This is a genomic window from Streptosporangium longisporum, from assembly GCF_039534895.1.
GTDB classification, from domain to species: Bacteria; Actinomycetota; Actinomycetes; order Streptosporangiales; family Streptosporangiaceae; genus Streptosporangium; species Streptosporangium longisporum.
This window is the reverse complement of sequence record NZ_BAAAWD010000006.1, coordinates 748492-775438: the sequence shown is the minus strand read 5'-3', so window position 1 is coordinate 775438 and position 26947 is coordinate 748492. Positions and strand designations below refer to the sequence as shown.

Annotated in this window: 30 protein-coding genes and 1 tRNA gene; 15 read left to right on the top strand and 16 right to left on the bottom strand. The window is 70.7% G+C overall.

Annotated features, from left to right (window positions below):
• Positions 1-163: 163 nt before the first annotated feature.
• The 11 genes from ABD832_RS07500 to ABD832_RS07450 form a co-directional block, all read right to left on the bottom strand.
• Positions 164-1735, bottom strand: coding sequence for a cellulase family glycosylhydrolase (locus ABD832_RS07500; RefSeq protein WP_344890308.1), 1572 nt, complete (start codon positions 1733-1735; stop codon positions 164-166).
• Positions 1736-2033: 298 nt separating this feature from the next.
• Positions 2034-3428 (bottom strand): serine/threonine-protein kinase, encoded by a 1395-nt coding sequence (locus ABD832_RS07495; RefSeq protein ID WP_344890305.1) that lies wholly within the window; start codon positions 3426-3428, stop codon positions 2034-2036.
• A complete protein-coding gene (locus ABD832_RS07490) occupies positions 3415-4419 on the bottom strand; it encodes a LacI family DNA-binding transcriptional regulator (RefSeq protein WP_344890302.1) in 1005 nt (334 codons plus the stop codon). Before ABD832_RS07490 ends, ABD832_RS07495 begins: the two co-directional genes overlap by 14 nt.
• 105 nt (positions 4420-4524) lie before the next feature.
• Positions 4525-5079, bottom strand: coding sequence for a GNAT family N-acetyltransferase (locus ABD832_RS07485; protein WP_344890300.1), 555 nt, complete (start codon positions 5077-5079; stop codon positions 4525-4527).
• A 189-nt stretch (positions 5080-5268) separates the two neighbouring features.
• On the bottom strand, positions 5269-5598 hold the full coding sequence (locus tag ABD832_RS07480) for a DUF2516 family protein (protein WP_344890297.1): 330 nt from the start codon (positions 5596-5598) through the stop codon (positions 5269-5271).
• Positions 5599-5770: 172 nt separating this feature from the next.
• Entirely contained in the window at positions 5771-6202 is a 432-nt protein-coding gene (locus tag ABD832_RS07475; protein ID WP_344890294.1) for a hypothetical protein, read from the bottom strand.
• A 6-nt stretch (positions 6203-6208) separates the two neighbouring features.
• Positions 6209-6718 (bottom strand): helix-turn-helix domain-containing protein, encoded by a 510-nt coding sequence (locus ABD832_RS07470; protein WP_344890291.1) that lies wholly within the window; start codon positions 6716-6718, stop codon positions 6209-6211.
• A 271-nt stretch (positions 6719-6989) separates the two neighbouring features.
• Complete coding sequence (locus ABD832_RS07465) at positions 6990-7910, bottom strand: M56 family metallopeptidase (RefSeq protein WP_344890288.1); 921 nt, start codon at positions 7908-7910, stop codon at positions 6990-6992.
• Positions 7911-8279, bottom strand: coding sequence for a BlaI/MecI/CopY family transcriptional regulator (locus ABD832_RS07460; protein WP_344890285.1), 369 nt, complete (start codon positions 8277-8279; stop codon positions 7911-7913).
• A gap of 61 nt (positions 8280-8340) precedes the next feature.
• Positions 8341-8859: a GNAT family N-acetyltransferase gene (locus ABD832_RS07455; protein ID WP_344890282.1), complete on the bottom strand. Its 519-nt coding sequence runs from the start codon at positions 8857-8859 to the stop codon at positions 8341-8343.
• A 190-nt stretch (positions 8860-9049) separates the two neighbouring features.
• Positions 9050-9841 (bottom strand): class I SAM-dependent methyltransferase, encoded by a 792-nt coding sequence (locus ABD832_RS07450; RefSeq protein ID WP_344890279.1) that lies wholly within the window; start codon positions 9839-9841, stop codon positions 9050-9052.
• A gap of 97 nt (positions 9842-9938) precedes the next feature.
• On the opposite strand from ABD832_RS07450, the gene mshA reads away from it, so the two are divergent.
• The 3 genes from mshA (at position 9939) to ABD832_RS07435 (ending at position 12647) form a co-directional block, all read left to right on the top strand.
• Entirely contained in the window at positions 9939-11222 is a 1284-nt protein-coding gene (gene mshA / locus ABD832_RS07445; protein ID WP_344890276.1) for a D-inositol-3-phosphate glycosyltransferase, read from the top strand.
• 45 nt (positions 11223-11267) lie between these two features.
• Positions 11268-11747: a type III secretion system chaperone family protein gene (locus ABD832_RS07440; RefSeq protein ID WP_344890273.1), complete on the top strand. Its 480-nt coding sequence runs from the start codon at positions 11268-11270 to the stop codon at positions 11745-11747.
• A 156-nt stretch (positions 11748-11903) separates the two neighbouring features.
• Complete coding sequence (locus ABD832_RS07435) at positions 11904-12647, top strand: phosphoglyceromutase (protein WP_344890270.1); 744 nt, start codon at positions 11904-11906, stop codon at positions 12645-12647.
• Between the two features lie 242 nt (positions 12648-12889).
• On the opposite strand, the gene phoU is transcribed toward ABD832_RS07435, so the two are convergent.
• Positions 12890-13549, bottom strand: coding sequence for a phosphate signaling complex protein PhoU (gene phoU / locus ABD832_RS07430; RefSeq protein ID WP_344890267.1), 660 nt, complete (start codon positions 13547-13549; stop codon positions 12890-12892).
• A gap of 159 nt (positions 13550-13708) precedes the next feature.
• Here phoU and ABD832_RS07425 point away from each other — a divergent pair, with 159 nt between their 5' ends.
• The gene (locus tag ABD832_RS07425) at positions 13709-14893 is read left to right on the top strand and encodes a sensor histidine kinase (protein WP_344893375.1); all 1185 of its coding nucleotides are present in this window, start codon (positions 13709-13711) and stop codon (positions 14891-14893) included.
• On the top strand, positions 14890-15579 hold the full coding sequence (locus ABD832_RS07420; RefSeq protein WP_344890264.1) for a response regulator: 690 nt from the start codon (positions 14890-14892) through the stop codon (positions 15577-15579). Before ABD832_RS07425 ends, ABD832_RS07420 begins: the two co-directional genes overlap by 4 nt.
• 212 nt (positions 15580-15791) lie before the next feature.
• Here ABD832_RS07420 and ABD832_RS07415 read toward each other — a convergent pair whose 3' ends face one another.
• Positions 15792-16388 carry a copper chaperone PCu(A)C domain-containing protein gene (locus tag ABD832_RS07415; protein ID WP_344890261.1) on the bottom strand — a complete coding sequence of 199 codons (597 nt, stop codon included), beginning with the start codon at positions 16386-16388 and terminating at the stop codon, positions 15792-15794.
• Positions 16389-16649: 261 nt separating this feature from the next.
• On the opposite strand from ABD832_RS07415, the gene ABD832_RS07410 reads away from it, so the two are divergent.
• The 4 genes from ABD832_RS07410 (at position 16650) to ABD832_RS07395 (ending at position 18419) form a co-directional block, all read left to right on the top strand.
• On the top strand, positions 16650-17132 hold the full coding sequence (locus ABD832_RS07410) for a CarD family transcriptional regulator (RefSeq protein ID WP_030924410.1): 483 nt from the start codon (positions 16650-16652) through the stop codon (positions 17130-17132).
• A gap of 17 nt (positions 17133-17149) precedes the next feature.
• On the top strand, positions 17150-17608 hold the full coding sequence (gene ispF, locus ABD832_RS07405) for a 2-C-methyl-D-erythritol 2,4-cyclodiphosphate synthase (RefSeq protein WP_344890258.1): 459 nt from the start codon (positions 17150-17152) through the stop codon (positions 17606-17608).
• Positions 17609-17793: 185 nt separating this feature from the next.
• Entirely contained in the window at positions 17794-18060 is a 267-nt protein-coding gene (locus ABD832_RS07400) for a GlsB/YeaQ/YmgE family stress response membrane protein (RefSeq protein ID WP_344890255.1), read from the top strand.
• A gap of 92 nt (positions 18061-18152) precedes the next feature.
• Complete coding sequence (locus ABD832_RS07395) at positions 18153-18419, top strand: GlsB/YeaQ/YmgE family stress response membrane protein (RefSeq protein WP_344890252.1); 267 nt, start codon at positions 18153-18155, stop codon at positions 18417-18419.
• A 531-nt stretch (positions 18420-18950) separates the two neighbouring features.
• Here ABD832_RS07395 and ABD832_RS07390 read toward each other — a convergent pair.
• Positions 18951-20654, bottom strand: coding sequence for a DUF2637 domain-containing protein (locus ABD832_RS07390; RefSeq protein ID WP_344890250.1), 1704 nt, complete (start codon positions 20652-20654; stop codon positions 18951-18953).
• Positions 20655-20740: 86 nt separating this feature from the next.
• On the opposite strand from ABD832_RS07390, the gene ABD832_RS07385 reads away from it, so the two are divergent.
• The 6 genes from ABD832_RS07385 to ABD832_RS07360 all read left to right on the top strand — a co-directional run bounded on the left by ABD832_RS07385 (position 20741) and on the right by ABD832_RS07360 (position 26109).
• Positions 20741-21130 (top strand): PPOX class F420-dependent oxidoreductase, encoded by a 390-nt coding sequence (locus ABD832_RS07385; protein ID WP_344890247.1) that lies wholly within the window; start codon positions 20741-20743, stop codon positions 21128-21130.
• A gap of 116 nt (positions 21131-21246) precedes the next feature.
• Positions 21247-22644, top strand: a complete 1398-nt coding sequence (gene cysS / locus ABD832_RS07380) for a cysteine--tRNA ligase (RefSeq protein ID WP_344890244.1) — start codon at positions 21247-21249, stop codon at positions 22642-22644.
• 23 nt (positions 22645-22667) lie between these two features.
• Complete coding sequence (gene rlmB, locus ABD832_RS07375) at positions 22668-23642, top strand: 23S rRNA (guanosine(2251)-2'-O)-methyltransferase RlmB (protein WP_344890241.1); 975 nt, start codon at positions 22668-22670, stop codon at positions 23640-23642.
• A 71-nt stretch (positions 23643-23713) separates the two neighbouring features.
• A tRNA-Thr gene (locus tag ABD832_RS07370) sits at positions 23714-23786 on the top strand.
• Positions 23787-24100: 314 nt separating this feature from the next.
• A complete protein-coding gene (locus tag ABD832_RS07365; RefSeq protein WP_344890238.1) occupies positions 24101-24868 on the top strand; it encodes a class I SAM-dependent methyltransferase in 768 nt (255 codons plus the stop codon).
• 269 nt (positions 24869-25137) lie between these two features.
• Entirely contained in the window at positions 25138-26109 is a 972-nt protein-coding gene (locus ABD832_RS07360) for an Imm10 family immunity protein (RefSeq protein WP_344893372.1), read from the top strand.
• Positions 26110-26190: 81 nt separating this feature from the next.
• On the opposite strand, the gene ABD832_RS07355 is transcribed toward ABD832_RS07360, so the two are convergent.
• A complete protein-coding gene (locus ABD832_RS07355) occupies positions 26191-26562 on the bottom strand; it encodes an STAS domain-containing protein (protein ID WP_344890235.1) in 372 nt (123 codons plus the stop codon).
• Positions 26563-26719: 157 nt separating this feature from the next.
• Complete coding sequence (locus ABD832_RS07350) at positions 26720-26860, bottom strand: hypothetical protein (protein ID WP_344890232.1); 141 nt, start codon at positions 26858-26860, stop codon at positions 26720-26722.
• Positions 26861-26947 lie beyond the last annotated feature (87 nt).

The following is a 26947-nucleotide window of genomic DNA, read 5'->3' as shown; positions in this document are numbered from 1 at the left end:
CGATCGGCCACATCGTATTCGTCATACGACATGCGGGATTTTTCCTGCGGCCATTGATGCCGAATGCGAGGAATGTACGGTGGGCATGCCGCGGGGGCGTGCCGCCCGGCGGCACGCCCCCGCGATGTCGACGGGCGACGCCCGTCATGGGAGTGGGAAAGGATCAGGAACAGGCGATCCCGGACGCGCCGGGGGTGGAGGGGCCGTTGGCGGTGAAGCCGACGACGACGGACTGACCCGCCCCCAGGTCGGCCGCGTGCCCCGGTGCCTTGGCGGTGAACGTGGTCCCGCTCTGCGTGACGGTGGCGTTCCAGCCGCTGCCGAGCGTCACCCCCGACGGCATGGTCCAGCTCGCCGACCAGTTCCTCCAGGTCGACGTCCCGGCGTTCTTCACGGTCAGCGCGCCCTGGAAGCCGCCCGACCAGGAGTTCGTCACCGCGTAGGTCGCCTGGCAGGTCGTGGCCGTCGGGGTGGGCGTGGGGGTGGGGGTGGGCCCGCCGCCCCCGCCGACCGGCGGGATCAGGTACGGCTGCAGGATGCTCTGCTTGGCCTGGTCGATCGTGGTCCAGTCGTCCTTGGCGATGCCGCCGGTGTCACCGGAGTTGGGGTTCCACGACCAGTAGGTGAAGGACATCCCGTTGACCCCGGTGCCCGTGTACTTCATCAGCTCCTGCAGCCAGGTCTTGTCCACGGCCGCCTGGAGCGTGGTGCCGAACTCGCCCAGCATGATCGGGGCGATGTTCTGCTTGTGCAGGTAACCCCAGTACTTGTCCCAGATGGCGGGCATGTTCGCCGGGTAGTCCGGCGCGTCGAACCACGCCTGGCGGTAGACCGAGGTGGCGTACTCGTGCGGCGAGTAGACCAGCCGGTTCGGCACGTTCAGCCGCACCGGGAACTCCCCGGCCTTGGAGAGGTTCCCGCCCCACCAGCCGCAGTCCTCGTCGTTGCTCGGGTCGTTGTCCCAGACGTTCGACAGGCCGCCGCTCGGGCAGCTCACGCCCTCGACGAAGATCAGCCAGTTGGGGTTGACCGAGAGCACCGCGTTGCCCGCGCGCTCGGCGGCCAGACGCCAGTCGCGGGCGGTGTCGCCGCATCCCCAGCAGGCCCCGGTCGCGGCCGGGTTGGTGCCCTCGGCGTGCGGCTCGTTGTGCAGGTCGGCGCCGATGACCGTGGTGTTGCCCGCGTACCGCTGGGCGAGCGCCTTCCAGTCGTTGATCCAGGTGCTCTCGGGCGTCGAGGGGACGTACCACAGGGCCGACTGGCCCGCGGAGGTCGGGCGGTGGCGGTCGAGGATGATCCGCATGCCCTTGCTGCCGGCGTAGTCGATGACCTTGTCGAGGATCTGCAGGGGGCTGTTGCCGACCAGGTCGGGGTTGACGAAGTCGTTCACGCCGGAGGCCGTCGCGCCCGGCTTGAGCGCGTCGTTGGAGAACGGCACGCGGAGCGTGTTGTAGCCGAGCGAGGCCATCGTGTCGATCTGGCCCCGCCAGGGGTTGTTCGACCACAGCCCGTGGAAGGTCTTGTTGTCGGTCTCCATGCCGAACCAGTTGATGCCGGTCAGCCGGACGGTCGCGCCGGTGCTGTCGACGATCTTGTTGCCGGAGGTGTGCAGGTAGCCGGTACCGGTTCCGCCCGCGGCACCCGCGGGAGCCGAACCGAGCGCCACCGTCAACGCGGAGGTGGTCAGGAGCGCCGCCAGCGCAGCCGACCACCTGCGAAAACGCAGGACTTTCATGGGAGCCCTTCGAGGAGGGGAACTGATCGCGGGCAGGAGGTCCCGCGATCGAGGGGTGCGGCCGGTCGCGTTCGTCATGGTTCGGCGCCCACCCCGTGGTCGTCAACATCACGGCCGCGGCCGCTCCCGCCGGAAACGGACCCGCGACCCCGTCTAGCTCGCCCGGGGCGTCCGCGGCCCGGACCGGCGACAGGTGAAAGTTTCACCGGCCCCGCGAGGAGCCGGTGAGGGAACGCCGGACCCGGGACGTCGCGTGCCGGACGGCCTCACCCGGCCGGCTCTCGCGTGCCGGACGGCCTCACCCGGCCAACGCGACCGAGACGAACACGAGTTGCGCCTCCAGCGCGTGCCGGAAGTCGTCGGGCAGCGTCCCCTCCCGGTGCCGGTCGGCGATCTTGCCCCGGATCGGGGCGAGGTCGCGGGAGCAGCAGACGCTGTTGGCCAGCACCTGCCGCAGGTCCAGCGCCACGTCGGGACGGATCCTGCCCTCGTTCTCACCCCTGGCCAGCACCGCGTTGAAGCGGCGCACGCTCTGGCTGAGGCTCGGGACGGAGGAACGGATCGCCTCGGTCCAGGGCGTCTCCTCCGCGGCCTGCCCGCCCCGCTCGGGGGGGTCGCGGAGCTCGCGGCGCGGGGAGGGCGGGAGGCTGAGGGTGGGACGGGCCGAGGCGACCGGGGTCGGACCGGCCGAGTCCAGGACGGTGGGAGGGGCCGTGCCGTGCGCCCGCGGACCGGCCACCTGACCCGTGTGAGGCCCGGACAGCTGGGTCCAGATCGTGACCCCGGCGAGCAGCGCCACGGCCGTGGCGACCACCGCCCAGCGCAGCAACCGTTCCCGGGCGGCCGGACGGGGCGGGGCCAGGGCCAGCCTCAGGCCGTCGGCCACCTCCTGCGCCCTGGGCCGCGCCTCGGGCCGCTCCAGCAGGCAGGACTGGCAGAGCGCGCCGATCCGCGCGGGCATCCCCGGCACCTCCGCCACCGGGGGCGGGCCCTCCCGGTGGACGTTCTCGATCTCCTCCCAGGTGCGTTCCGGGTACGGGGGAGCGCCGGTGAGCATCTCGAAGAGCAGCACCCCCAGCGCGTAGACGTCGCTGGCCGGATCGGCGACGGTGCCGGTCAGCCGCTCGGGCGCCACGTACGGCGGCGTGCCGTAGTCGGAGGCCCGGTCGTCGTCGTCCTCGCCGATGAACGCCGCGATGCCGAAGTCGAGCAGCTTGGCGCCGGTCGAGGTCAGCAGCACGTTCTCGGCGGTGACGTCCCGGTGGACGATCCCCCGCTCGTGGGCGACGGCCAGCACGGTGGCCAGCCTGGCGGCGATCAGCGCCGCCTCCGCCCACGGCAGGGGACCCTCGGCGATCCGGTCCGACAGGGGACGGCCGTCCAGCAGGCGCATCACCACGTAGGCGGCCAGCCGTCCCTGCGCGGTCACGGCCTCCCCGTAGTCGTAGACCTCGATCGCGTCGGGGTGGATGAGGCGCGCGGTGGCGCGCGCCTCCCTGCGGATGAGCTCGCGCTCCCCGCGGTCCACACCGAGCTCGCCGTCCAGCAGCTTGACCGCGACCATTCGCTGGAGCGACTGGTCGAAGGCGCGCCAGATGACGCTCATACCGCCCCACGCGATCCGCTCCAGCAGCATGTATCTGCGGGTCAGCACGTCCCCCGCGCGCAGTCCCCCCGGGTCAGGTGGACTCACGGACCACCAGCTCGGTGGGCAGGATCGGGTTGTCGCACGGGCTGTCGGGTGACCCCATCGAGAGCAGGAGCAACCGGGTGGCGAGTGCGGCGAACTCCTCCACGGGCTGGCGGATCGTGGTGAGCGTGGGCGAGGTCCGGCGCGAGGCGGGGGCGTCGTCGAAGCCGATGACGGCCACGTCGTCGGGCACCCGCCTGCCACTCCGGCGCAGCGTCTGCAGCGCGGCGGCGGCCATCACGTCGGAGGCGGCGAAGACCGCGTCGACGTGCGGCATCCGGCGCAGCAGCCACTGCATGCCGTGCACCCCGGAGGCGTGGCTGAAGTCACCGTAGGCGACCTGCACGCCGGTCATCCCGGCCAGCGCGAGGGTCTGCAGGAACCCGTCCAGCCGGTCACGCGCGGCCGGCAGGGCGGGTGGCCCCGCGATGACGCCGATGGACTTCCGGCCGCCGAGCAGCAGGTGCTCGGCCGCCTGCCGTCCGCCGTCACGGTTGTCCATGTCGACGTGGGGCAGGTCGATGCCGTCCGGGGGACGGCCCGCGCTGCGCACCGGGATCCCCGACGCGGCCAGGGTGACCACGAGGGGATGCCGGTCACGGGCACCGATCAGCAGGACGCCGTCGATCCCGCCGGCGACGAGCGGGGGCGTGGCGATGGTCGAGGTCGCCGCCGTGGCGGTCATCACGGCGAGCGGTACGCCATGCCCGGTGAGCACCTCCTCCGCGGCGGTGATCATCCGCGCGTAGAACGGCTCGGTGAACAGGCGGTGGGCGGGTTCGCAGACGACCAGGGCCACCACCTGGTCCGTTCGGCGGCCTGAGCCGCCTCGGGGAGCACGATGCCTTACATAACCGAGACGCGAGATTGCGTCATGCACCTGCCTACGAGTCGACGTGCTGACTCTGACTGAACCAGTGAGTACCCGGGACGCGGTGGCGGGGGAGACCCCTGCCTCCGCTGCGACCTGGGCAAGTGTGGGTAGATCGGCCATAACTTCCTCCACACCAAGATTCCGCACAGGTGGGAGCGCTCCCAGTGAACGTAGCATTGTTTCGGAAGTGTCAAAAGATGTTTCCGAAAAATCACCATATGTCTGTCAAATTTCTCTGACAACCCAGTCAGGGGCAAGTATCGACATGATGACGGAGTCGTACCACTCGCCGCCCATGAACAGCGCATCACGGCAGACCCCCTCCTGGACGAATCCGAGCTTGCGGTAGACGTGCGCGGCCCGTTCGTTGAAGGCGTAGACCTCCAGGCCCACCCGGTGCAGCGCGGTGGTACGGAAGACGTGGTCCAGGGTGAGCCGGATCGCCTCGGTGCCGTACCCCCTGCCGTAGGCGCGCGGGCCGATGAGCGCGATGCGCAGGTTGCAGGAGAGGTTGTCGGCGTCCAGCTCGTTGAGCACGATCTCGCCCACGTAGGCGTCGTCCCCCGCGGCGCAGATCGCCAGGTCCAGCCGGTCGGCCTGCATTCCGCGCGAGCCGTACCAGCCCTTGAGCGCCTCCAGTTCGGGCCTGCCGTGCGAGCCGGTCAGCCGGACGGTCTCGGGATCGTTGACCAGCTCCCAGAGCCCGTCGACGTGCTCGGGACCGACCGGCCGGAGCGTGACGAGCTCTCCGGGGAGGGTCGGCTTGTGCACGAACATCATCCGGTGTGTCTACCGGTCACCGGCCCTGGGGGCAAGCCCCTGACCGAGGGGCGGACACGCGGGGCCCCGAAAGGGGCCGGTGAGCCCCGCCCGTCGCGGGGCGCCCGGGCACGGGGTGCGGGGTCATGGGGTCACGCGGTCACGGGAACGGATTCGGGGGATCGGGTGGATCGGGTGGATCCGTGAGGTCTACCAGGGTCCGTACGGCCCCTGGCTGCCACCGCCCTTGCCGATCTCCCGCACGGCGGGACGCACGTCGGCCAGGTAGATGCCGGAGGCGATCACCGAGGCGATCGTGAAGATGCTCAGCACGCTGAGGTACTGCACCGCGGCGGCGAAGCCGAACAGCGCGGCCAGGCCCAGGATGAACAGCCAGAGCTTCTTGCTCTGCTTACCGGTGACCGCGAACGCGCGCGCCGGGGTCTTCACGGCGTGCACGAGCGCCCAGCCGGAGAGCGCGAACACGCCGACGGCCAGGATCCAGAAGACCAGGTCCAGGGCACCGTGGATTTGGATCATCGTCTCTCCAGAACGCTCGCCTCACCGGTCTCCCTCAGCCTAATGCCGAAAGCCCTCCCCGCGTCGTCCGGACCCGCACGTAACGGGCGGTCCGGGGCCGGGAGGGCCGGGGCGGGCGGGCCGGTGGGCTCACGCCCGGCCCGCCCCGCGAAAGGACGGCCCCGCACCGGGATCAGGAGGTCGCAGACCTGCCGGAACGGGTGTTCTTCCTGGTGGTGGCGGTGGCCGCGATCGCGGGCTCGGCCGCCTCGGAGACCTCCTCCAGCTCCAGGGCCGCCTCGCCGCTGGCCTTGGAGACGACCTTGCGGCCGCGGGTGGCGAACTCCTCGTAGAGCTCGGTGGCCCTGCCGGCGAACTGGTCGGCGTAGTCGCGGGCCTTGACCGGGATGTCCTTGGCGTAGAACTCGGCCTTGCCGGCGATCTGGCGGGCCCGCTCCGGGAGGTCCTTGGCGGCCTCGCGGATCTCCTCGCGGCGGCTCTGCAGCCTCTGGATCCGCTCGGGAAGCTCGAGCAGCTTCTCGACCGCGAAGTCACCGGCGCCGGCGACGGCGTAGAACGGCTTGGACTCGGCCAGCTTCTTGACGTCGCTGTTGATGATGGGCATGAATGATCAGCCTTCCTTGATTTCCTTGATTTCCTTGATGGCGCGGTCGTCACCCGGGGACGTCCCGTACGGCCTCAGCGCGGAGAGGTAGTCCTCGGGCAGCGGGGTCTCGTCGTCCCCGGAGAGCGCGCCGGCCTCGGCGGCGAGTCGCGCCTCCTCCTCGGCGGCCGCGGCCTGGTTCTCCTTGCGGAACGACTCGTAGATGTCGACCAGCACCTGACGCTGGCGTTCGGTGATGAGATGGTCGGCCCTGATCGCGGCCAGCACGTCGCTCTCCTCGGGCTCGCGTTCCTCGATGAGGCCCGCCTGCACGTAGAGAGCCTGGGAGGAGATGTGCAGCCCCTTGGCGATCTGGTTCAGGATCTCGGCGCTGGGCTTGCGCAGCCCGCGCTCGATCTGGCTCAGGTAGGGGTTGGAGACCCCCGCCGCCGTGGCGAGCTGCCGGAGTGAGATCTTCGCGTGCGTGCGCTGCTCGCGGATGTACTCACCGATCGAGCCGACCTTCGGTAATGCCATGTCTCGATTCTGCATCACCGTGCTTGCAATTGCAAACAGGTTGGCTAACTCCTGCAAGCACCCTCGGGTGAGTCGCTCTGTGAACGCTCCCGGACGCGCCTGGGGTGCCGGGTCGCGCGCTCGGGGTGCGGACCGCGGACGCGACGGCGGCCGCGGGCGTGACGGTCATGGGTGTACGGGCCGTGGACGCGGTAGCCGTGAGCATGACAGGCGTGGGCGTGACGGTCGTGGGCGTTGACCGCGGCCGTGGTCCCCGGGACGACGGCCGGGGTCAGTGCGGGATCAGCCAGAGCAGCGGGGCCGAGGAGGTCAGGACGACCGAGAAGGTGACGATGGCGTAGCGGACGCGGCGGGGCATGACCGGCCCCGGCGTCACCAGGCGCTCGACCCGGGCCATCACCGCGGCCGCGGAGGTCGCCGCGCCCAGCGCGCCGCGCGGCGTGGGGACGGCGTCCGCCGTGCCGAAGCGGAGCAGGGCGGTGGCCAGGCGGCGCGCCGAGCAGCAGCGCCGCGCGACGTCGTCGGCGGCCATCTCCACCAGCAGGGCCACCTCGCCCTGGGCGTCCCTGACCACCCGCGACCAGGGCAGCGCGCGGCGCAGCGCGGCGAAGGGCAGCAGCACCAGGTCGTGCCGCTCGCGTACGTGGGCGGCCTCGTGGGCGAGCACCGCGGTCAGCTCGTCGGCCGAGAGCAGCTTCAGCGCCCCCTGGCTGACCACCACCTGGGAGCGGAGGCCGGGCACGCAGTAGGCGGTGGCGCCGGGGTGGTCGAGCACCCGGACGCCGGGCACCACCGGGTCCTCCCGGGCGATCAGGGCGAGCAGGGCACGGTGACGCTGCCGGGCGCGGAACGTCTGCACCCCCGCGGCGAGGAGCACCAGGATCAGCACCGCGAGCGCGGTCAGCCCGGTGATCAGGGCGAGGATCCTCGGCAGGTCGTACGGCCTGGGGGGCGACTGGCCGCCGAACAGGGCGGCGCCGAAGCCGCCGAGGCCGCGCAGCACCCCCTGGCCGTAGGGCTCCAGGGCGTATCCCAGCAGGGCCCCCGTACCGGCCAGGCCCCAGGTGACGCCGAGCGCCTGCCAGAGCACGATGGCCACGTGCGGAGCGCGGTAGGTCCAGCGCGCCCGGGTCAGCCGCCAGGCTCCGACCGCGCAGGCCAGGGCGAGCATCGCCAGGGCCGTGGCGGTCATCTATTCGCCCTCCAGCTCCTCCTCCAGGTCCGTCAGGGCCCTTCGCAGGATGTCGGCCTCGGTGCCGGTGACGGCCTGGGCGAACCGGGTCAGGGCCGCCGACCGGTCCCCGGTCATGTCCAGCGCCTCCAGCATAAGCTCCGCGATGTAGGCGTCGCGGCTCTCCGCGGCCTCGTACCGCCAGGCGCGGCCGTCACGGGTGCGGAGCAGGAAGCCCTTGCGGGTGAGCCGGTCGAGCACGGTCATCACCGTGGTCGGCGCGAGGTCGCGGTCGGCGATCAGGCGGCCGACCTCCCGCGCCGTCACCGGGGACGGCTGTGCCCAGATGATGTCCATGATGCTGCGTTCAAGCTCGCCGAGTCCCTTCACGCCTTCAAGACTAGCTCCCGCACCACGAGGGGTAGTACTACGGGTTGTCGAGTGACCTTCGTCACAGGCTCCTGACCATGTAGATCTCCTCGCGGTCGTCGCCCGGGGCGACGCGGATGGCGTTCGGGATCCGGCCCACCTCGGCGTAGCCCAGACGGGCGTAGAAGCCCTCGGTCCCGGTGCCTCCGCGCACCGTCAGGTGCAGCGCCTCGACGCCCAGTCTCCGGCCGGCGTCCTCGGCGGCGCGCATGAGCCGCGTCCCGTGGCCCAGGCCCTGGTAGGCGGGACGGACCATCACCCGCAGCACCCGGCGCCAGTGGGAGTACAGGCTCACCCGGGGGTGGTTCAGGACCAGCCAGCACACCACCCGGCCCTCGGGGTCGAACCCGGCCAGCAGGTGGTCGGGCTCGGGGCACGCGGCGAAGGTGGCGGCGGCGGTCTCCTCGACGTCGGCCCGGGTCACCGGGGGCGTGAACCCCACCGCGCCGCCCGCGTTGGTCACCTCGACCCAGCAGTCCAGCAGGTCGCCGGTGAGCGCGGGGGTGAGCTCGGGGTCCAGTACGAACCGCGGTTCCGCCATGGCAGGGGATCGTATCGGGCGATCTCTTCCGGCTCCGGGCGGACCGGGCCGAGGCCGGTTCGCCGGGGTCACGCGCCACCGGGCGCACGGGGTCGCCAGGGTCGCCGGGGTCACGGGGGTCATCGGGGTCGCCGGGGTCGCCGGGGTCGCCGGGGTCGCCGGGGTCACTGCGCCGGGTCACCGCGCCGGGTCACCGGGGTGCGACCGCGCTCCAGGGGAGGGTGATCTCGCCGAGCCGCCAGCGCGACCGGCCGCCGAGCGGGGGGCGGCCGGCCAGCGGCCAGGTCGCGGCGAGCGTCTCGGCGGCCGCGATCCAGCGCTGGCGGGAGCCGTACGCGCGCAGGGGAACGCTGATCGCCCAGGCGTGGTCGAAGTCGCGCAGGAAGGCGTGGACGGGCTCGCCCGGGACGTTGCGGTGGATGAGCGTCTTGGGCAACCGGTCGGCCAGGTCCGAGGGACGGTCGAAGGCGTCGAAGCGGGCCGACAGGGTGAGCGTCACCGGGCCCGAGCGGTCCAGCCCGGCCCAGACCGCGCGGTGACCCACCTCCGAGCAGGTGCCCTCGACGATCACGCCGCCCGGCGCGAGCCGCTCCGACAGCATCGCCCAGTAGGTCCACGCCTGCTCCTCGCCGTACTGGCGCAGCACGTTGAAGGCCCGCACCAGCAGGGGCGGCCTGGCCACCGGCAGCTCGAAGCCGCCCAGCGCGAAGGAGAGCCCCGGCCGCTCGTACGGCCTGGCCGCGGCCACCCGGGCCGGGTCGATCTCGACGCCGACCACCTCGACCGAGGGGCAGATCCGGCGCAGCCGCAGGAACATCTCCAGCGTCGTGGTGTGCGAGGCCCCGTAGCCGAGATCGACCACCAGCGGGCGGTCGGCGGCGCGCAGCAGGCGCCCGTGGGCGGCTGCGATCCACCGGTCGGCCCGCCGCAGGCGGTTGTGGCCGGTGGTCCCTCTGGTGATCTCCCCTATCGGCTTCGGCACCCCCCTTATCCTGCCAGGGGGGTAACAAATGGACCCAATCGCGGTTATGTGTCGGGAATGTTACGGATTTCTCGGTGGTTGAGCTCTCTCGGAGGTGGTGTCGGTGAGGCGACGGCGCGTCGGCAGAGTGGCGACGATCAGCATGCACACGTCCCCCCTGGACCAGCCGGGGACCGGGGACGCGGGCGGGATGAACGTCTACATCGTCGAGGTGGCCAGGCGCCTGGCCGAGCGCGGGGTGGAGGTGGAGATCTTCACCAGGCAGACGTCCAGGGACCTGCCGCCGATCGTCGAGATCGTCCCCGGCGTCTCGGTACGCCACATCACCGCCGGGCCGTACGAGGAGCTCGACAAGGGCGACCTGCCCGGCCAGCTGTGCGCCTTCCTGTCCGGAGTGCTGCGCGCCGAGGCCATGTACGAGCCGGGCCGCTACGACGTCATCCACTCCCACTACTGGCTGTCGGGCCAGGTGGGCTGGCTGGCCAAGGAGCGCTGGGGCCTGCCGCTGGTGCACACCATGCACACCATGGCCAAGGTGAAGAACCTCCTGCTGGCCGACGACGACCGCCCCGAGCCGGCCGCCCGGGTGCTGGGCGAGCAGCAGGTCGTGGAGGTCGCCGACCGCCTGGTGGCCAACACCCCGACCGAGGCCCGCGAACTCGTCGAGCTGTACGGCGCCGTCCCCGACCGCGTCGAGGTCGTCAACCCCGGCGTGAACCTGAAGGTCTTCCGCCCCGCGTCCAAGGGGGCGGCCCGGCATCGGCTCGACCTGCCGCAGGACGCCCACGTCCTGCTGTTCGTCGGCCGGGTGCAGCCGCTCAAGGCGCCGGACGTGCTGCTGCGCGCCGCCGCCCGGATGCTCGTCGAGGACCCCTCGCTCAGGTCGAGGCTCGTCGTGGCCTGCGTCGGAGGGCCCAGCGGCAACGGCCTGGCCCGTCCCTCCTACCTCACCGACGTGGCCACCTCGCTGGGCATCTCCGACGTGGTCAGGGTCGTCCCGCCCACGCCCCAGAACGAGCTGGCCGACTGGTACCGCGCCGCCGACGTCACCGTCGTCCCCTCGTACAACGAGTCGTTCGGCCTGGTGGCCCTGGAGTCCCAGGCGTGCGGCACCCCGGTCGCCGCCGCGTCCGTCGGCGGGCTGCGCACCGCCGTACGCGACGGTGTGTCCGGAGCCCTCGTGCAGGGGCACGACCCCCACGACTGGGCACGGACGCTCGGCCGGTTCGTCTACGAGCCCGCCTGGCGGGACGAGCTGTCGGCGGGCGCGGTGGAGCACGCCGCGGCCTTCGGCTGGTCGGCCACGGCGGCCCGGCTGGAGCAGGTCTACGCCGGGGCGATGGCGAACCTGCACCGGCTCCAGGTGGCGGCGCTCTCGTGAGCCCGGCTCAGGCGCTCTCGTGAGCCCTGCTCATAGGGTGGGGTCATGCGCGAAGTGATCGAGGCGGCGCTGAAGAGCGCCGACGCCTCCTACGAGGAGCCCCGTCCGGGAGCCTTCCTGGTGAAGCTGCCGGGCCAGCACAAGCTCGCCACCATGACCTGGCTGATCGTCGGTGACCAGGCCCTGCACGTGGAGGCGTTCTTCTGCCGCCAGCCCGACGAGAACCACGCCGAGTTCTACCGCTGGCTGCTGACCAAGAACGGCACCACGTACGGCGTGCACTTCGCCCTCGACCCGATCGGGGACGTCTACCTGGTGGGCAGGCTCCCGCTGGAGGCCGTCACCGACACCGAGATCGACCGGCTGCTGGGGTGCGTGCTCACCTACTCCGACGAGGGGTTCGACCGCGCGCTGGAGCTGGGCTTCGCCTCCTCGATCCGGCGCGAGTGGGAGTGGCGCGCCAAGCGCGGCGAGTCGCTGGCCAACCTCCAGGCGTTCGCCCGCTTCGCCGACCCCGGACGCTGAGCCCTTCCCCGTCCTTCTCCCGGGGCCCGTGCCAGGGCTCTTCGCCCAGCCCTTCCCCGGTTCCGCGTTCCTTCCCGGACGCTTCGCGTCCCCGGGCACCGGGCCCCGTCCCGGGCACCGGGGTCTGTCCGGAGGGGGCCCACTAAGCTGGTCGGCATGTCGACTTTGGTGTTGCTCAGGCACGGTGAGAGTGAGTGGAACGCAAAGGGTCTGTTCACCGGATGGGTGGACGCGGGGCTCTCGGCCAAGGGTGAGGAGGAGGCGCGGCGCGGCGGACGGCTGCTGCTCGACGCGGACGTGCGGCCGGACGTGGTGCACACCTCCCTGCTGACCAGGGCGATCCAGACGGCCAACCTCGCGCTGGGCGCCGCCGACCTGCTCTGGCTGCCGGTCAACCGGTCCTGGAGGCTCAACGAGCGCCACTACGGCGCCCTGCAGGGCAAGGACAAGGCGCAGACGCGCGCGGAGTTCGGTGAGGAGCAGTTCATGCTCTGGCGCCGTTCCTACGACGTCCCGCCGCCGCCCATCGCCGACGACGACGAGTACTCCCAGGCGGGTCACGCCCGCTACGCCCTCATCCCCAAGGAACTCCTCCCCAGGACCGAGTGCCTCAAGGACGTCGTCGATCGCATGCTGCCGTACTGGTACGACAGCATCGTCCCCGATCTCGCGGCCGGGCGGAGCGTCCTGGTCGTCGCGCACGGCAACTCGCTCCGGGCCTTGGTCAAGCACCTGGACGGGATCGGCGACGACGAGATCGCCGGGCTCAACATCCCCACCGGCATCCCGCTCCGGTACGAGCTGGACGACGACTTCCACCCGGTCACCAAGGGCGGCCTGTACCTCGACCCGGCCGCGGCCGAGGCCGCCATCGAGGCCGTGGCCAACCAGGGCCGCTGAACCAGGGCCGCTGAACCAGGGTCCCTGAACCAGGCCACTGAACCAGAGCCGCGAACCGGCCCCCTGAACCAGGCCGTTGAACCGGACCCCCGACCGGCCCCCGACGACACGGCCGTCGGCCCCCCGTATGCACGGCACGAGACAGGAAAGGGCCCGCCGGATCCGCTTCGAAGCGGATCCGGCAGGCCCTTTCCTCGTGGGCGTCCGCCCGTCGAGTCGTACGAGGCCGGAGGGGGCAGGGGTCAGAAGGCGTTGGAGTCCGCCGGTCGCGAGCCGGTGACCAGGTAGACCACGTCGTGCGCGACCCGGACCGCGTGGTCGGCGTAGCGCTCGTAGTAGCGGCCGATCAGCGTCACGTCGATGGCCGGCTCGACGCCGTACTTCCAGTCGGGGGCCATCAGGATCGTGAAGAGCCTGCGGTGCAGCTTGTCCATGGCGTCGTCGTCGGCCTCCAGCTCCAGGGCGGACTCCACGTCGCGCGAGGCGATGCAGCTGCCGGTCTTGGTGATGAGGCGCTCGGCGATCTGCCCCATCTCCAGGATGGTGGCGCGGATCTCCGGAGGGATCGCGGAGTCGGGGTGACGCAGCCTGGCGATCTTGGCGACGTGCTCGGCGAGGTCTCCCATCCGCTCCAGGTCGGTGCCCATCCGCAGCGCCGCGATGATCATTCTGAGGTCGACGGCCACCGGCTGCTGCCTGGCCATCAGGTCGAAGATCGTGGCCTCGACCTCCGCGAAGATCCTGTTGACCTCCTCGTCCTGGGAGATGACGCTCTCCGCGAGGTGCAGGTCGGCGTCGAGCAGGGCGGTGGTGGCCCGCGATATCGCCGACCTGACGAGCCGGGTCATCTCGACCAGCCGCCCGGTGAGCGCGTCGAGTTCTTCGTGGTAGGCGTCTCGCATGCCCCTCACGCTATGAGAGGAACGGTGAACGAACCCCGACCGTAAAGTGAACTTTGTGGGAAAGGCCGTGGTCATGCCCCCCGGACCGTCCCTCTCGGGAAGGGCCCGACCTACCATCGAGGACGTGACAGCCTACGGGAGGACCACGTGAGTGAGCTGATGGCGAGCCTGGCCGCGCTGGCCGGTTTCGTCGTGGGAGCGCTGGCCGTGATGGTCGTCCGACAGAACCATGAACAACAGCGGAGTGCGATGACGCCGATCGACAGCGTGGAGGCCGGGGCACTGCCGCAGGGGGTCGCCTCGGTGCTGGCCGTACTGCCCTCTTCGGCGGTCGTGCTCGACAAGGAGGACCGGGTGCTGCGCGCCAGCTCGGCCGCGCGGGCGTTCGGCCTGGTCAAGGGCGACCACCTGATGGCGGCCGAGCTGCTGGCCCTGGCCAGGAAGGTGCGCAGGGACGGCGAGATCCGCGAGAGCGAGATCGAGGTGGCCGGCCACAAGTTCGGCCAGGAGTCGACCAGCTTCGCGGTACGCGTCGCCCCGCTCGGCTCCTACGGCCAGGTGCTCGTCCTGGCCGAGGACCAGACCGAGCACCGCCGCGTCGAGGCGGTGCGCCGCGACTTCGTGGCCAACGTGAGCCACGAGCTCAAGACGCCGGTGGGCGCGCTCTCGCTGCTGGCCGAGACCATCCAGGACGCCGCCGACGACCCCGAGGCGGTCACCCGCTTCGCCGGGCGCATGCAGCACGAGGCGGCCCGGCTCACCTACCTCGTCCAGGACCTGATCACCCTCTCCCGGATCCAGGGCGCCGAGCCCATCCCCACCCCGGGCCCCGTCCTGATCGACGAGGCGGTGCACGAGGCCATCGACCGGTGCAACACCACCGCGGCGGCCAAGGACATCGCCCTGGTCACGGGCGGCGTCGAGGGACTGCAGATATGGGGTGACGACGAGCTGCTCGTCACCGCGCTGCGCAACCTCATCGACAACGCGGTCGCCTACAGCCCCGAGCACACCCGAGTGGTGGTCAGCGCCCGCGCGGCCGGCCCGCACACCGAGTCCGTCGAGATCAGCGTGAGCGACCAGGGGATCGGCATCCCCGAGAGCGCCCAGGAGCGGATCTTCGAACGGTTCTTCCGCGTCGACGCGGCACGGTCGCGCGCGACCGGCGGCACGGGTCTCGGCCTGGCCATCGTCAAACACGTGGCCGCCGCCCACAACGGCGCGGTCACCGTGTGGAGCAAGGAAGGCTCCGGTTCCACCTTCACGCTCCGCCTGCCCGCCTTCGGCGGCATGGCGGTGGCGATACCAGCCACCACCACGATCCCCCTGGAGGCCACGCAGTGACCCGCGTGCTTGTTGTCGAGGACGAGGAGTCGTTCTCCGATGCCCTGTCGTACATGCTGCGCAAGGAGGGTTTCGAGGTGGCCGTGGCCACCACTGGGCCCGAGGCGCTGGAGACCTTCGACCGCAACGGGGCCGACCTCGTGCTGCTCGACCTGATGCTCCCCGGCCTGCCGGGTACGGAGGTCTGCCGCTCGCTGCGCCAGCGCTCCAACGTTCCCGTGATCATGCTCACCGCCAAGGACAGCGAGATCGACAAGGTCGTCGGGCTGGAGCTGGGGGCGGACGACTACGTCACCAAGCCCTTCTCCTCCAGGGAGCTGGTGGCCCGCATCCGCGCGGTGCTGCGCCGCCAGGGCGACGTGGAGGAGCTGGAGTCGGCCGTGCTGGCCGCCGGTCCGGTCCGGATGGACGTCGACCGCCACACCGTCGCGGTACGGGGCGAGGCGGTGCAGCTTCCGCTGAAGGAGTTCGAGCTGCTGGAGGTGCTGCTGCGCAACGCCGGGCGGGTGCTCACCCGGGGGCAGCTCATCGACCGGGTCTGGGGCGCCGACTACGTGGGCGACACCAAGACCCTGGACGTCCACGTCAAGCGGCTGCGCGCCAAGGTCGAGTCGGACCCCTCCAACCCGCGGTGCATCCTCACCGTCCGGGGACTGGGCTACAAGTTCGACCCCGCCGAGGCCTAGAGGCCCGCTTCGTCCGGGCCCCGGCCCGTCCCCGTCACCTGCCCGGTCCAGGTTCGTCCCCGCCCCCTGCCGAGCCCAGGCCCGGGACCGTTCCCGTCGGCCCTCGGCCCGGCGACCGCCCCTCCGGGCGGCCACCGGCGGCCGGGGCCGTTCTCGGCGTCGTCATGCCCGCGGGGCGGCCACGGTCCGGTGGGCCGCCCCGGAGGAGATCGTCAGTGGCCGCCGGTCCCGGAGGTCTCGGCGCCCGTCGCGGCCGGCGTCGGGGTGGGCGTCGGCGTGGGGGCCGCCGAGGCGCCCGGAGCCTGCGGGTAGGCGGTGTACTCGCGGCTGCGCGTGATCACCGGAACCCTGACCTGGATGATGCCGGCGTTGGCGAACTGCAGCTGCACCGGGATGCTCTCCCCGCCCCGCAGCGGCTTCTTCAGCCCCTCGATCAGGATCGTCGGCGTGGGCCTGCCGACGCCGACCCGCTCGTTCTGCGGGAGCGCGACCGGGGCCGTGACCTTCGCCGTGCCGAGCGCCGGGTCGACCCCCAGGCCGACGAGCTGGTCGGTGCCCGCCTGGGTGTTGACGACCGACAGGTAGAGCGGCAGCGCCCCTCCCGCGGGAAGCGTCGCGCCGGAGTCGGGACCCAGGAAGAACGCCTGGGAGATGTCGATGCCCTGTGGCGTCTTGGTCGTCAGCGCCTCGGTCGGCGAGTAGGGCCTGTTGGTGATCGCATCGGTTCCGGCGCCGCAACCGGCCAGAGCCGAGACGGCTGCCAGGAACGCGGCGGCGACGATCGCCCGGTGACGGCTGTTGCGGGTCACGGTGCGAGTTCTCCTTGTCACGCATGAGATAGGGCAAGGGCCACCCTATCGGCGATGATTGCCGGGTTTCCCGGCGCCCCGCCCATCCATCCGCACCCGTGGAACGCAGGTCATAAGTGCTTTTGACCCCCTTGATTCATACAGTTTGGCACTTGTCAAGTCATAAGATGCGGCTTTGACCTGCAGTTATGGTGATTTCACTGTTCCGGGAGGCTGTGGATACGTGGTACTCTTGAGTACAGCGGAAGGGGTACTTGTCACATGACTTTCCAGGTCGGCGACACTGTCGTCTACCCCCACCATGGGGCTGCTCGGATCGAGGCGATCACGACCCGAACCATCAAAGGTGAGGAAAGGACCTACCTGGTTCTCAAGGTCGACAAGGGCGACCTTACCGTCCAGGTGCCGGCTGACAACGCAGAACTCGTGGGTGTTCGCGACGTCGTCGGACAAGAGGGCCTTGAGCGCGTCTTCGACGTGCTTCGAATGCCTCACACCGAAGAGCCCACGAACTGGTCCCGCCGCTACAAGGCGAACCTTGAGAAGCTGGCGTCCGGCGACGTCAACAAGGTCGCCGAGGTCGTTCGTGACCTGTGGCGACGAGACAGGGAGCGCGGGCTCTCCGCCGGAGAGAAGCGAATGCTGGCCAAGGCCAGGCAGATCCTCGTCAGCGAGCTGGCGCTCGCCGAGAAGACCAACGAGGACAAGGCCGAGGCCCTGCTGGACGAGGTTCTCAACTCCTGAACACGAGATTTCCACGGGTGGGCGTCGGTGTCGACGTCCACCCGTTCGCTTCCGGCCGTGAGCTTCACCTCGCAGGCCTGCACTGGCCCGGTGAGACCGGCCTGGCAGGGCACTCCGACGGTGACGCCGCCGCCCATGCCGCCTGTGACGCACTGCTGTCCGCGGCCGGCCTCGGTGACATCGGCGGCCTGTTCGGCACCTCCGACCCTCGCTGGGCGGGTGCCTCGGGCGCCGTCCTGCTGGAGGAGACCGCCCGCAGGGTGCGCGCCGCGGGCTTCGAGATCGGGAACGTGGCCGTCCAGGTGATCGGCAACCGTCCCAAGCTGGCCCCCCGCCGTGCCGAGGCCGAGAAGGCGCTCGGGGCCGCCGTGGGGGCCCCGGTGAGCCTCAGCGCCACCACGACCGACGGGCTGGGCCTGACCGGTCGCGGTGAGGGAATCGCGGCCGTGGCGACCGCGATCGTGGTGAACCTATAGCGCATCCCGGGCGTCTTCTCATACGGAACGTGAAAACGTTCTGGCGAGCGGCGCGGAATGCTCGCCGATCCCTATCAGGCGGTGGCCCGTTTCCTGGCGCGGTACGGGCCACCCCTTTTGGGTGATCATGAGCACGTTGGGTAACCCCTTGGTGACCATGTCTCGTATATCGGGGGGAGCCGGACATGATCGGATCGATCGTCGCCGCAGTCATCATCGGCGCCATCATCGGGGCGCTGGCGCGTCTCATCATTCCCGGGCGTCAGAACATCAGCATCGGCCTGACGCTCATCGTGGGAATCGTCGCCGCGCTCATCGGCACGCTCATCGCCGCGGCGCTCGGGCTGACCAACACGCGGGGGATCAACTGGCTGGAACACCTCATCCAGCTCGTCCTGGCCATTGGCGGGGTCCTCCTTGTGGTGCAGATGCAGGCACGGAAGACGCACTGAAGGAATTTTTGCCGCCTATAGGAATAACTGTGACGTGGGGGGTAGCCACCTGTCCGTGAGGGTGAAGGTCTCACTCTCGCTGGGAGGTTGAAATGACTATCGCGTCCATTCTTGGGGCTATCGTCATCGGTGCTGTCGTCGGCGCCATCGGTCGTCTGCTGCTTCCCGGCAGGCAGGCGATCGGATGGATCCTTACCGTCGTCGTCGGAATCGTCGCAGCCCTCATCGGTACCGCCATCGCGCAGGTTCTCGGCGTGGCGACCACCAACGGGATCGACTGGATCGAGCTCGTCATGCAGGTCGTTCTGGCCGCCGTGGGTGTCGGCCTGGTCGCCGGCCTCAAGCGGTCGAGGGTCTGACGGAGACCTACATGCCCGACGTCCGGCGCAGGACGGGACGCACCGTCCCGATGACCTCGCCGGGCTCCACCGGACATCCCTCCGGCCTGAGATCGCGGTGACGCGCACGATGTCACCGCCGTCAGGAAGGACCCGCTCGGCCCCGTACGGGGTCCCGAGCGGGTCTCGGACGTTCCGGAACGGTTCGAGCACCGTTGCCGAACCGGATCCGGTCCGCTCCTGGCACGGGCCCGGAGGTGAGAGAACGCCGGTCCGCAGCGGGGCGCCGCTCACACGTGTGTGAGCGAATAGCTGCGGGCCGGTCCACCCACGGGTGACCGGCGGCGGCTCCTGAAGGGGCCGCCGCCGGTCTTCCGAGGTGGGAGAACCACGTGGCCCCCGCACCCGGCATCCCGGGTGCGGGGCGCCGGTCACGTTGCCGTACCCGGCGGAGAGATCCGGCCGGGCACACGGCCCCCGAGACCGGGCCGGCTCCTCCCAGGCCCCGGAGCTGGTCCGATCGTCCGCCGTCCTCCCCGGCCCGCCCGGGAGCTACTCCTCGCCCGGGGGGACCGGCGTGCTGCGCATCCGCCCCGAGGGCGGGGCCGCGGTGCCGTCGTAAGCCCGAGCCTCGGTCTCCTCGCCGCTGTCGGCGGCCTCGGCGCCGTGGGCCGGATCGGGTGACCCGCCGCCCTTCCTGCCGGGGGTGCCCGTCTCGTCCGTCCCCGCGGAGCTCTCCTTGGCAGGCCTGCCGGTGACCGGTCTGCCCGCGACGGGCCTGTCGGTGACGGCCCCGGCCGAGGCCCTCCCGGTCGTGCCGCCTCCGGGCCGATCGGGGACGGTGCGGATCGGCTGGGTGTCGGCGTCGCGCTCGCTCACCTCGGGGGCGTCCTGCCCCCCCGTCCCGGACGTTCCGCGACCCGCCACGGGGGCCGTGTCCTGCCGGGTTCCGGCCCTGTCGTGCCCACCCGGTTCTTCCACCTCGTGCCGGGACACGTCGTCTCGCCCGGTCCCGGTCGTGTCGTGCCGGCCCGGCTCTTCGGCGTCGTTCCGGGACCTGTCGTCCCGACCGGTTCCGGTGGTGCCGTGCCCCGCTCCGGTCTCCCTGGCCGGGAGGTCGGCGTCGGCGTCCCAGGTCTCGATCCGCTCACCGACCCTGCCGGAAGGCTCGGGCCGGGCGCCGGACCGGGTCTCGGGACGCGGGCCGGGCGTGTCCTCCTGCCGCGGTGTCCCGGCGGCGGGACGGGGCGGATGGACGAGCACGTCCCCCTCGCGCGGCCGGACCAGGTCGCCCCAGCGCATCGGCTTGGCCGGTGCGGGGACCGCGGGGGCGGGCGGGGGGTCGTCCCGCGGGATGTCGGTGACCTCGGGGGTCTCCGGCGCCGGGGTGGGGCCGATCACCGGCTCGGCCGGGGGCAGGTCGTGGTGGGGGACGCTCTCCAGCGGGGGAGCGGCGTGCGGGTCGAGCATGATCTCGGCCGCCGGATGGTGCACCAGCTGGCCGGAATGACCCGGAAGGTGGTGATCCCCCTGCCCGGGACGTGCCTGCTCGGGGCGTACCGCCTCGGGACGGGTGGGCTCGGGACGGGGGGGCTCGGCCTGCGGGGCGTGCCCGTGCCGCCGGTCCCCGGTCCCGGGCGCGGCCGGGCGTACGGAGGCCGGATCGGTGCCGGCGTCCCTGTCGCCCTCCCCGGGGAAGGGCACGATGTCGCGGGGCGAGGAGCGGCCGGCCGAGGCGGCGTCGGTCGCGGCCCGGCGGGCGGCGGCGTGCTTGATCAGCAGCAGCCAGAGCCAGAGGGCCAGGACCAGGATCACCCACGGGGCGACGGCGACCACGATGGCCGCGCGCTGCTCGTCCACGGCGGCCCGCATGGCGGTGACCACCTCGGCGGCGATCGCCCCGGCGAACAGCAGCGTCAGGATCAGGCCCGCCTGCAGCCGTACCGGCCACCACCCGCCTCTCAGCAGGAGCACGCCGATCATGGCGATCACCAGCAGCGCGTCGAAGGCGGCGGGGTAGAGGTACGCCAGACCTGCGGGGGCCCTGCCCGCCACGGCGAGCGCGCGCAGGTCCTCGAAGGAGAGCACGCAGGCCGCGGCGGTGAGGGCGGCGACGCCGATTCCGGCGACGGCGATCCCGGTGCGGCGGAGGGCGACGGCCACCCGGCTCGGCCGGGCCGAGGCGGTCGGGGGCGGAGGCGGGGGCGGGGACGGACGGGAGACCTGGTCTGCCGCCGCGAGGGGTTTGTCGTCCATGGCGCCTCGAGCCTACAGAATCGGCACCTGGCATGATCGGTGGAGTCGGCTCACGCAGGGAAGTCGGCTCACGAGAAGAGGTAAAGATGGCGATTCTGCCCGATGGCGCACGGGACCTGTTCGATGCGGTGAACTTCGCCACGGTGACCAGCCTCAACGCCGACGGCGGCCCGCACGCCAGCGTTGTGTGGGCCAGGACCGACGGTGACGACATCCTCTTCTCCACCCTCCGGGGGCGGCGCAAGGACGTCAACTTCCGGCGTGACCCGCGTACGGCCATCGTGGCGTTCGACCACGCCGACCCCTACCGCTACGCCGAGGTGCGCGGGAGGGTCGTCCTGACCGACGACCCCGAGGGGGCGCTCATCGAGGAGATGTCGCGCAAGTACACCGGAAAGGCATGGGTCGAGGCGGATCCGCAGGCACGCAGGGTGATCGTCCGGATCGTTCCCGAGCACGTGTTCTATCGCGGTTGATCCACCGGCGTTGTCAGGTGACATTTGCCGCTAATGGCCATAAAAGCCACCGGCGGGTGCCTTCAAGGTCTCACAACCTGGTTTGTGAGGGGAGGTGAGGCATTAGCCTTGCCTTTGTGAGCCTGCAGCTATACGACACCAGCGTACGTACGGTCCGCGAATTCGTCCCGGTCGAACCCGGCCGGGCCTCGATCTACCTGTGTGGTGCCACCGTGCAGGCTCCCCCGCACATCGGGCACATCCGCTCGGGCGTCAACTTCGACGTGCTCCGGCGCTGGATGATCCGGTCGGGGTACGAGGTGACCTTCTGCCGGAACGTCACCGACATCGACGACAAGATCATTCGGGTCGCGGCCACCGAGAACGTGCCGTGGTTCGCCGTCGCTGAGCGCAACCAGCGGGCCTTCACCTGGGCCTACGACGTGCTGGGCTGCCTGCCCCCCACGGTCGAGCCCCGGGCGACCGGTCACGTGCCCGAGATGATCGAGCTGATGGAGCGGCTGATCGCCGCCGGGCACGCCTACGCCGCGGAGGGTGACGTCTACTTCGACGTCATGTCCTACGCCGACCGCTACGGCTCGCTGTCCAATCAGAAGCTCGAGAACATGCGGGCGGCCGGTGACACCGACACCGACTCGTGCAAGCGCGACCCGCGCGACTTCGCGCTCTGGAAGGGCGAGAAGCCCGGAGAGCCGACCTGGCCGACCCCCTGGGGGCGGGGCCGCCCCGGCTGGCACCTGGAGTGCTCGGCCATGGCGACGAAGTACCTCGGGGCGACCTTCGACATCCACGGCGGCGGCGTCGACCTGATCTTCCCGCACCACGAGAACGAGCTGACCCAGTCGCAGGCCGCCGGTGACGGCTTCGCGCGCTACTGGATGCACAACGGCATGCTCAAGATCGGCGCGGAGAAGATGAGCAAGTCGCTCGGCAACTCCCTGCTGGTCCCGGAGATCATCAAGAAGGTCCGCCCGGTCGAGCTCCGCTACTACCTGGCGGCCCCGCACTACCGCTCCTCGATCGCCTACTCCGAGGAGGCGCTGCTGGAGGCCGCCGCGGCCTACCAGCGCATCGAGGGCTTCGTCACCCGGGCCGCCGAGGTCATCCACGACGTCGACGCGCACGCGCCGCTGCCCCAGGCGTTCTCCGACGCCCTCGACGACGACCTGGCCACCTCCCAGGCCCTCGCCGTGGTGCACGAGGTGGTCCGCGAGGGCAACGTCGCCCTGGCCCAGGGCAACAAAGAGCAGGTCGCCAGGCTGTTGGCCGAGACGCAGAACATGCTCGACGTCCTCGGTCTCGACCCGCGCTCGGAGCAGTGGCGCTCCTCGGGCGGCGAGACCGGCATGCGGGCGACCGTCGACGCCCTGGTCGCGGTGGCGCTGGAACAGCGGCAGGCGGCACGGGCCCGCAAGGACTTCGCGGCGGCCGACGGCATCCGCGACCGGCTCGCCCACGCGGGGATCCACGTCGAGGACACCCCCCAGGGCCCCCGCTGGGAACTCTCGCGGTGAAACCAGGCCGTACGCTATAGACCATGGCTGGTGGGGGTAAAGGGTCCGGGCGACCCGCGAAGAAGAAGAGTCCGACCAAGGGCACGGGCGGCAACGTTCGCCGCGGTCTGGAGGGCAGGGGGGCCACCCCGCCGGCGCACATGCGGCACTGGCACAAGGACAAGTCGCGTACCGAGCGGATCGAGCGCGAGGAGAAGGGCGGCAGGACCTCGTCCTCCTCCTCGCGGACCCCGGTCCGCACCAGGCGGAGCGAGGACGCCCCCGAGCACATCGGCGGGCGAAACTCCGTGGTCGAGGCGCTGCGGGCCGGGGTGCCTGCGAGCACGCTGTACGTGGCCCTGCGCATCGACAACGACGACCGCGTCAAGGAGTCCGTCCGCATCGCCGCCGACCGCGGCATCGCGATGCTGGAGGTCGGCCGGGAGAAGCTCGACCGCCTCACCGACGGCGCCGTCCACCAGGGCATCGCCCTGCAGGTCCCGGCGTACGACTACGCCCACCCCGACGATCTGGTCCGCATCGCCCAGGAGGCCGCCGAGGCCCCGCTGATCGTCGCCCTCGACGGCGTCACCGACCCGCGCAACCTCGGGGCCATCGCCCGTTCGGCCGCCGCCTTCGGCGCCCACGGCCTGCTCGTCCCCTCCCGCCGTTCGGCCGGGGTCACGGGCGGGGCCTGGAAGACCTCGGCCGGCACGCTGGCCTCGCTGACCGTCGCCCGCGCCGCCAACCTCACCGCCACCCTGCGGGAGTACCGCGAGGCGGGCCTGTTCGTGGTCGGCCTGGACGGGGAGAGCACGACCGACATCGGCGAGGCCAACCTGTTGGACGGCCCGCTGGTCATCGTCGTGGGCTCCGAGGGCAAGGGCCTGTCCCGCCTGGTCCGCGAGTCGTGCGACCTGGTCGTCCGGATCCCGATGGGAGCCGCGGCCGAGTCCCTGAACGCCGGCGTGGCCGCCGGCATCGCCCTGTACGAGGTGGCCCGCCACCGCCGCCCCTGACGACCGCCGATCACCGGGCATACCTCGGTGACGCGGAGGGGGCGAGCCGACTACACTCGTCAGGCGACCGTGCCGACGTAGCTCAATCGGCAGAGCAACAGTCTTGTAAACTGTAGGTCAGGGGTTCGATTCCCCTCGTCGGCTCGCACACGAAAGGCCAGGTCGACCGATATTCGGTGACCTGGCCTTTCGCCGTTCAGGGGATTTTGTGATCTCCCGTGCCCGATGGCTTTTCATGCCCTGTGAACGCCTTGGCGATGACCTCGTCCCGGCCCCGATCGGCACGTCGGCAGATCACCGCCCTTGCCGAGGTCGCGGTCACGCCGCCGCGGTTCGCGTGATTTCCTGCGAACCGCGGCCGGGACCGGTCTCGCGCGGAGAATCACACAGGCCGGTGGGCGGCCGGATCGTTGAACAATCCGATGGCCGGCATTCCTGGAGTTCATTAGCGTGACCAGGTGCCCAGTTATCACGATCTCGTCGAACAGGCCGCGCACGCGTCCTTGCGCGGATGGGACTTCGGCCGGCTACGTGACCGGACGAGTGGCGGGAACCCGTCGTGGCGATACACCGAGCGGGCCTCGGCGCTTCTCTCGACGGCACCGCGACTGCTCGACCTGGACACCGGGGGTGGTGAAGTCCTGGCCTCTCTGGCCCCACTGCCTCGTCGCACCGTCGCATTGGAAGCGTGGCAGCCGAACATCCCCATCGCCGCCAAGCGGCTTCGGCCACTCGGTGCCACCGTGCTCGGCGGTACGGCGGATGCCATCCCCGTGAGCGAAGCCACGTTCGATCTCGTGTTCAACAGGCACGGCGCCTTGGACGCCGCCGAGGTCGCCCGAGTCCTCGTCCCCGGAGGCCGGCTTCTCACCCAGCAGGTCGGCACCCGCAATGATCTGGAGCTGAACGTCGCCCTCGGCGCACCTGTCCCCGATCCAGAGGAATGGACACTGGCCGTCGCGGTGAATCGCCTTCGCCGTCACGGATTTCGAGTCCTGGACGCCCGCGAAGAGATGATCGACCATGTCTTCCACGACATAGGTGCCGTGGTCTTCCAGCTGCGAGCCGTCCCGTGGCAGATCCGCGACTTCGACGTCGAACGCTATGAGCGGCCGCTACAGAGCCTCCATGAGCGCATCTGCTCACAGGGTGCGTTCACCGCTCGTAGCCATCGCTTTCTCGTCGAGGCCGACCTGCCCGCCGCATCGAGGTCGCACGCCACCTGACCGGAGGCTGCTCCCATCGCCCCGCCATCAAGGCCGTCTGTGACCGTCGGCACGCGGTGGTCGAGGAACGTCCATCGGCCGAGGTGCACGCGAAGACGGCCCTGATCCTCCGTCCCCGAGTTGTCGCCCTTCCGAGGCGGGGCCAGGAAGCCGGGAGGATCCGGTAGGCGAAGCGTGCGCTTGAGCGCCTCAACGATCGGACGTAGCCACCTGGAAACACCCCAATAGACTCCTGCTCTCGTTCGCACGATGGAAAAGGCCCGGTGAGCATGTCGTCCGACCGCACCCATGAACTCTGTGTCGAGATCGGGCGGATCGTGCAGGCAAGTGCCCCGGACGGATGGCGGGAGGCCGATGTCCTTCGCTGCCAGCTCGGCACCTTCGGCATAACCGCGATCACCTATCAGATGGCGGACGGTTCCCAGAAAACTCGAGACGGCAAGGACCTCGGTGACCTTTTCCATCAGCTGAAAGTGGCCGAGTACAAGCCGGGTGAGGGGACATGGTTCGTCTGCCGGCTCGGCTACAGCCTGCGCGGGAAGTCGTACGACTCCATGATGGAAACCTTCGGGATGGAGTCGCCTTTCTCCCAGGACTACACCGCCATGATGCCGCCGGCCTTCGGGATGGAGCTGCCTTTCACCCAGGACATCGAGGTGCCCGCCTGGGCCTGCGTGGAGGAATTGACCATGTTCCCGCGCAGGCCGGATCTCACGCCGCCGTGGATGCACGCCGCCCGGCCCGACGGTGTGCCCCTGCCCGAGAGCGGCTCCACCGCCACCTCACCGGCGGACAACGGGCCCAGCCCTGCCTGGCCTCCTCTGGAAACCATGGTCGCGCGAACCGTCGGCCGAGACGAGGCCCCGGAGACGATCGTTCTCGGAATGGCCGAACATGAGGACGGAACCGGGAATGCCTTGATCTTCATGATGTCCACCGAGGAACCGGACGAGCAGGAGATCGGGCTCGGTATGGACACGTACTGCATCGTCCGCGAAGACCAGGCGGGCACCACCTACGGCGGCGTGACTCACTGCGGGATCGACTCCGGCCACCTGACCCTCCACTTCACCGCGGAGGCCGCGAAGGAACTGAACGTGGAGCCCGTCGTCCGGATCGATCTCCAGATCGACGACGACAGCGTCGAACTTCTCAGAAGCAGCCTGCGAGAGATCCTGCTGTCCGGCCGTCACGACCAGCACCCTGTGGGCCAGGGGTGGGACCCCTTCGTCGGCTCGTAGGCGAAGCGCCAGGTCAACCGGCGTCCGGTGACCTGGCTCTTTGATCCTCAGGTGGGATCGTCGCTCCTTCGTGCCACCCGCTTATTCGAGACCGCCGAACTCGTTCACGGCCTGCTCGACGGTCTCGCGGAATTCCAGCCGCTGATCCAGGTTTCCCTGCCGGAAACGCTCCCTGAGATCGGCCGGAGTCGCCGCGATGAGCAGCCTCCCACCGGCCGTCACGACCCACTTCGCCACACCGATGACGGCCCCGACCCCATTGTCATCCCAGACGGGAACTTCCTTCAGGTCGAGAACCAGGCGCGGGGGACCGTCCGTCTGCAGGCTCCTTATCTCGCCCTGGAGAAGCATCGCCGGAGCAACGTCCCGGGTGAGTCCGCCCTTCACGTGCAGAACGGTGCACTCACCGCGGTGATCCACCTCCAGCGTGGTTCCAGGTCTCTTGCTCGGCATGGCGTACCCGCCTTTCTGTCCCTGCTCGCCGCACTCGGACGGCGCGTCGCACCGGGGTCGCGCCGTCGCGTCGGGATCGCTCCGGCCACCGTTCCCGGCGGCTGCGCTTCCCGTGAGGGCGCCTCATCTCGGCCGCCCACTTCGCCCTCCGGGAGGGCTACACCTGCGGTCCTCCGCGCCCGGAACGTTCACGGTCATGCTTCAGGGCCAGGCGTACGGCGAAGTAGATGACCAGGAACTGCACGAGAGCGCCGAGCAGCATGAAGAGCACGCTCATGACCGAAGTGCCGAAGTTCATGATTTCTCCCTCGTCGCCGTGTGATCAGCCTGCCCGCCCCGGCCCACGCTGTCCATCGCCGATCCCACGACGGGCGCTCTCCTCAAG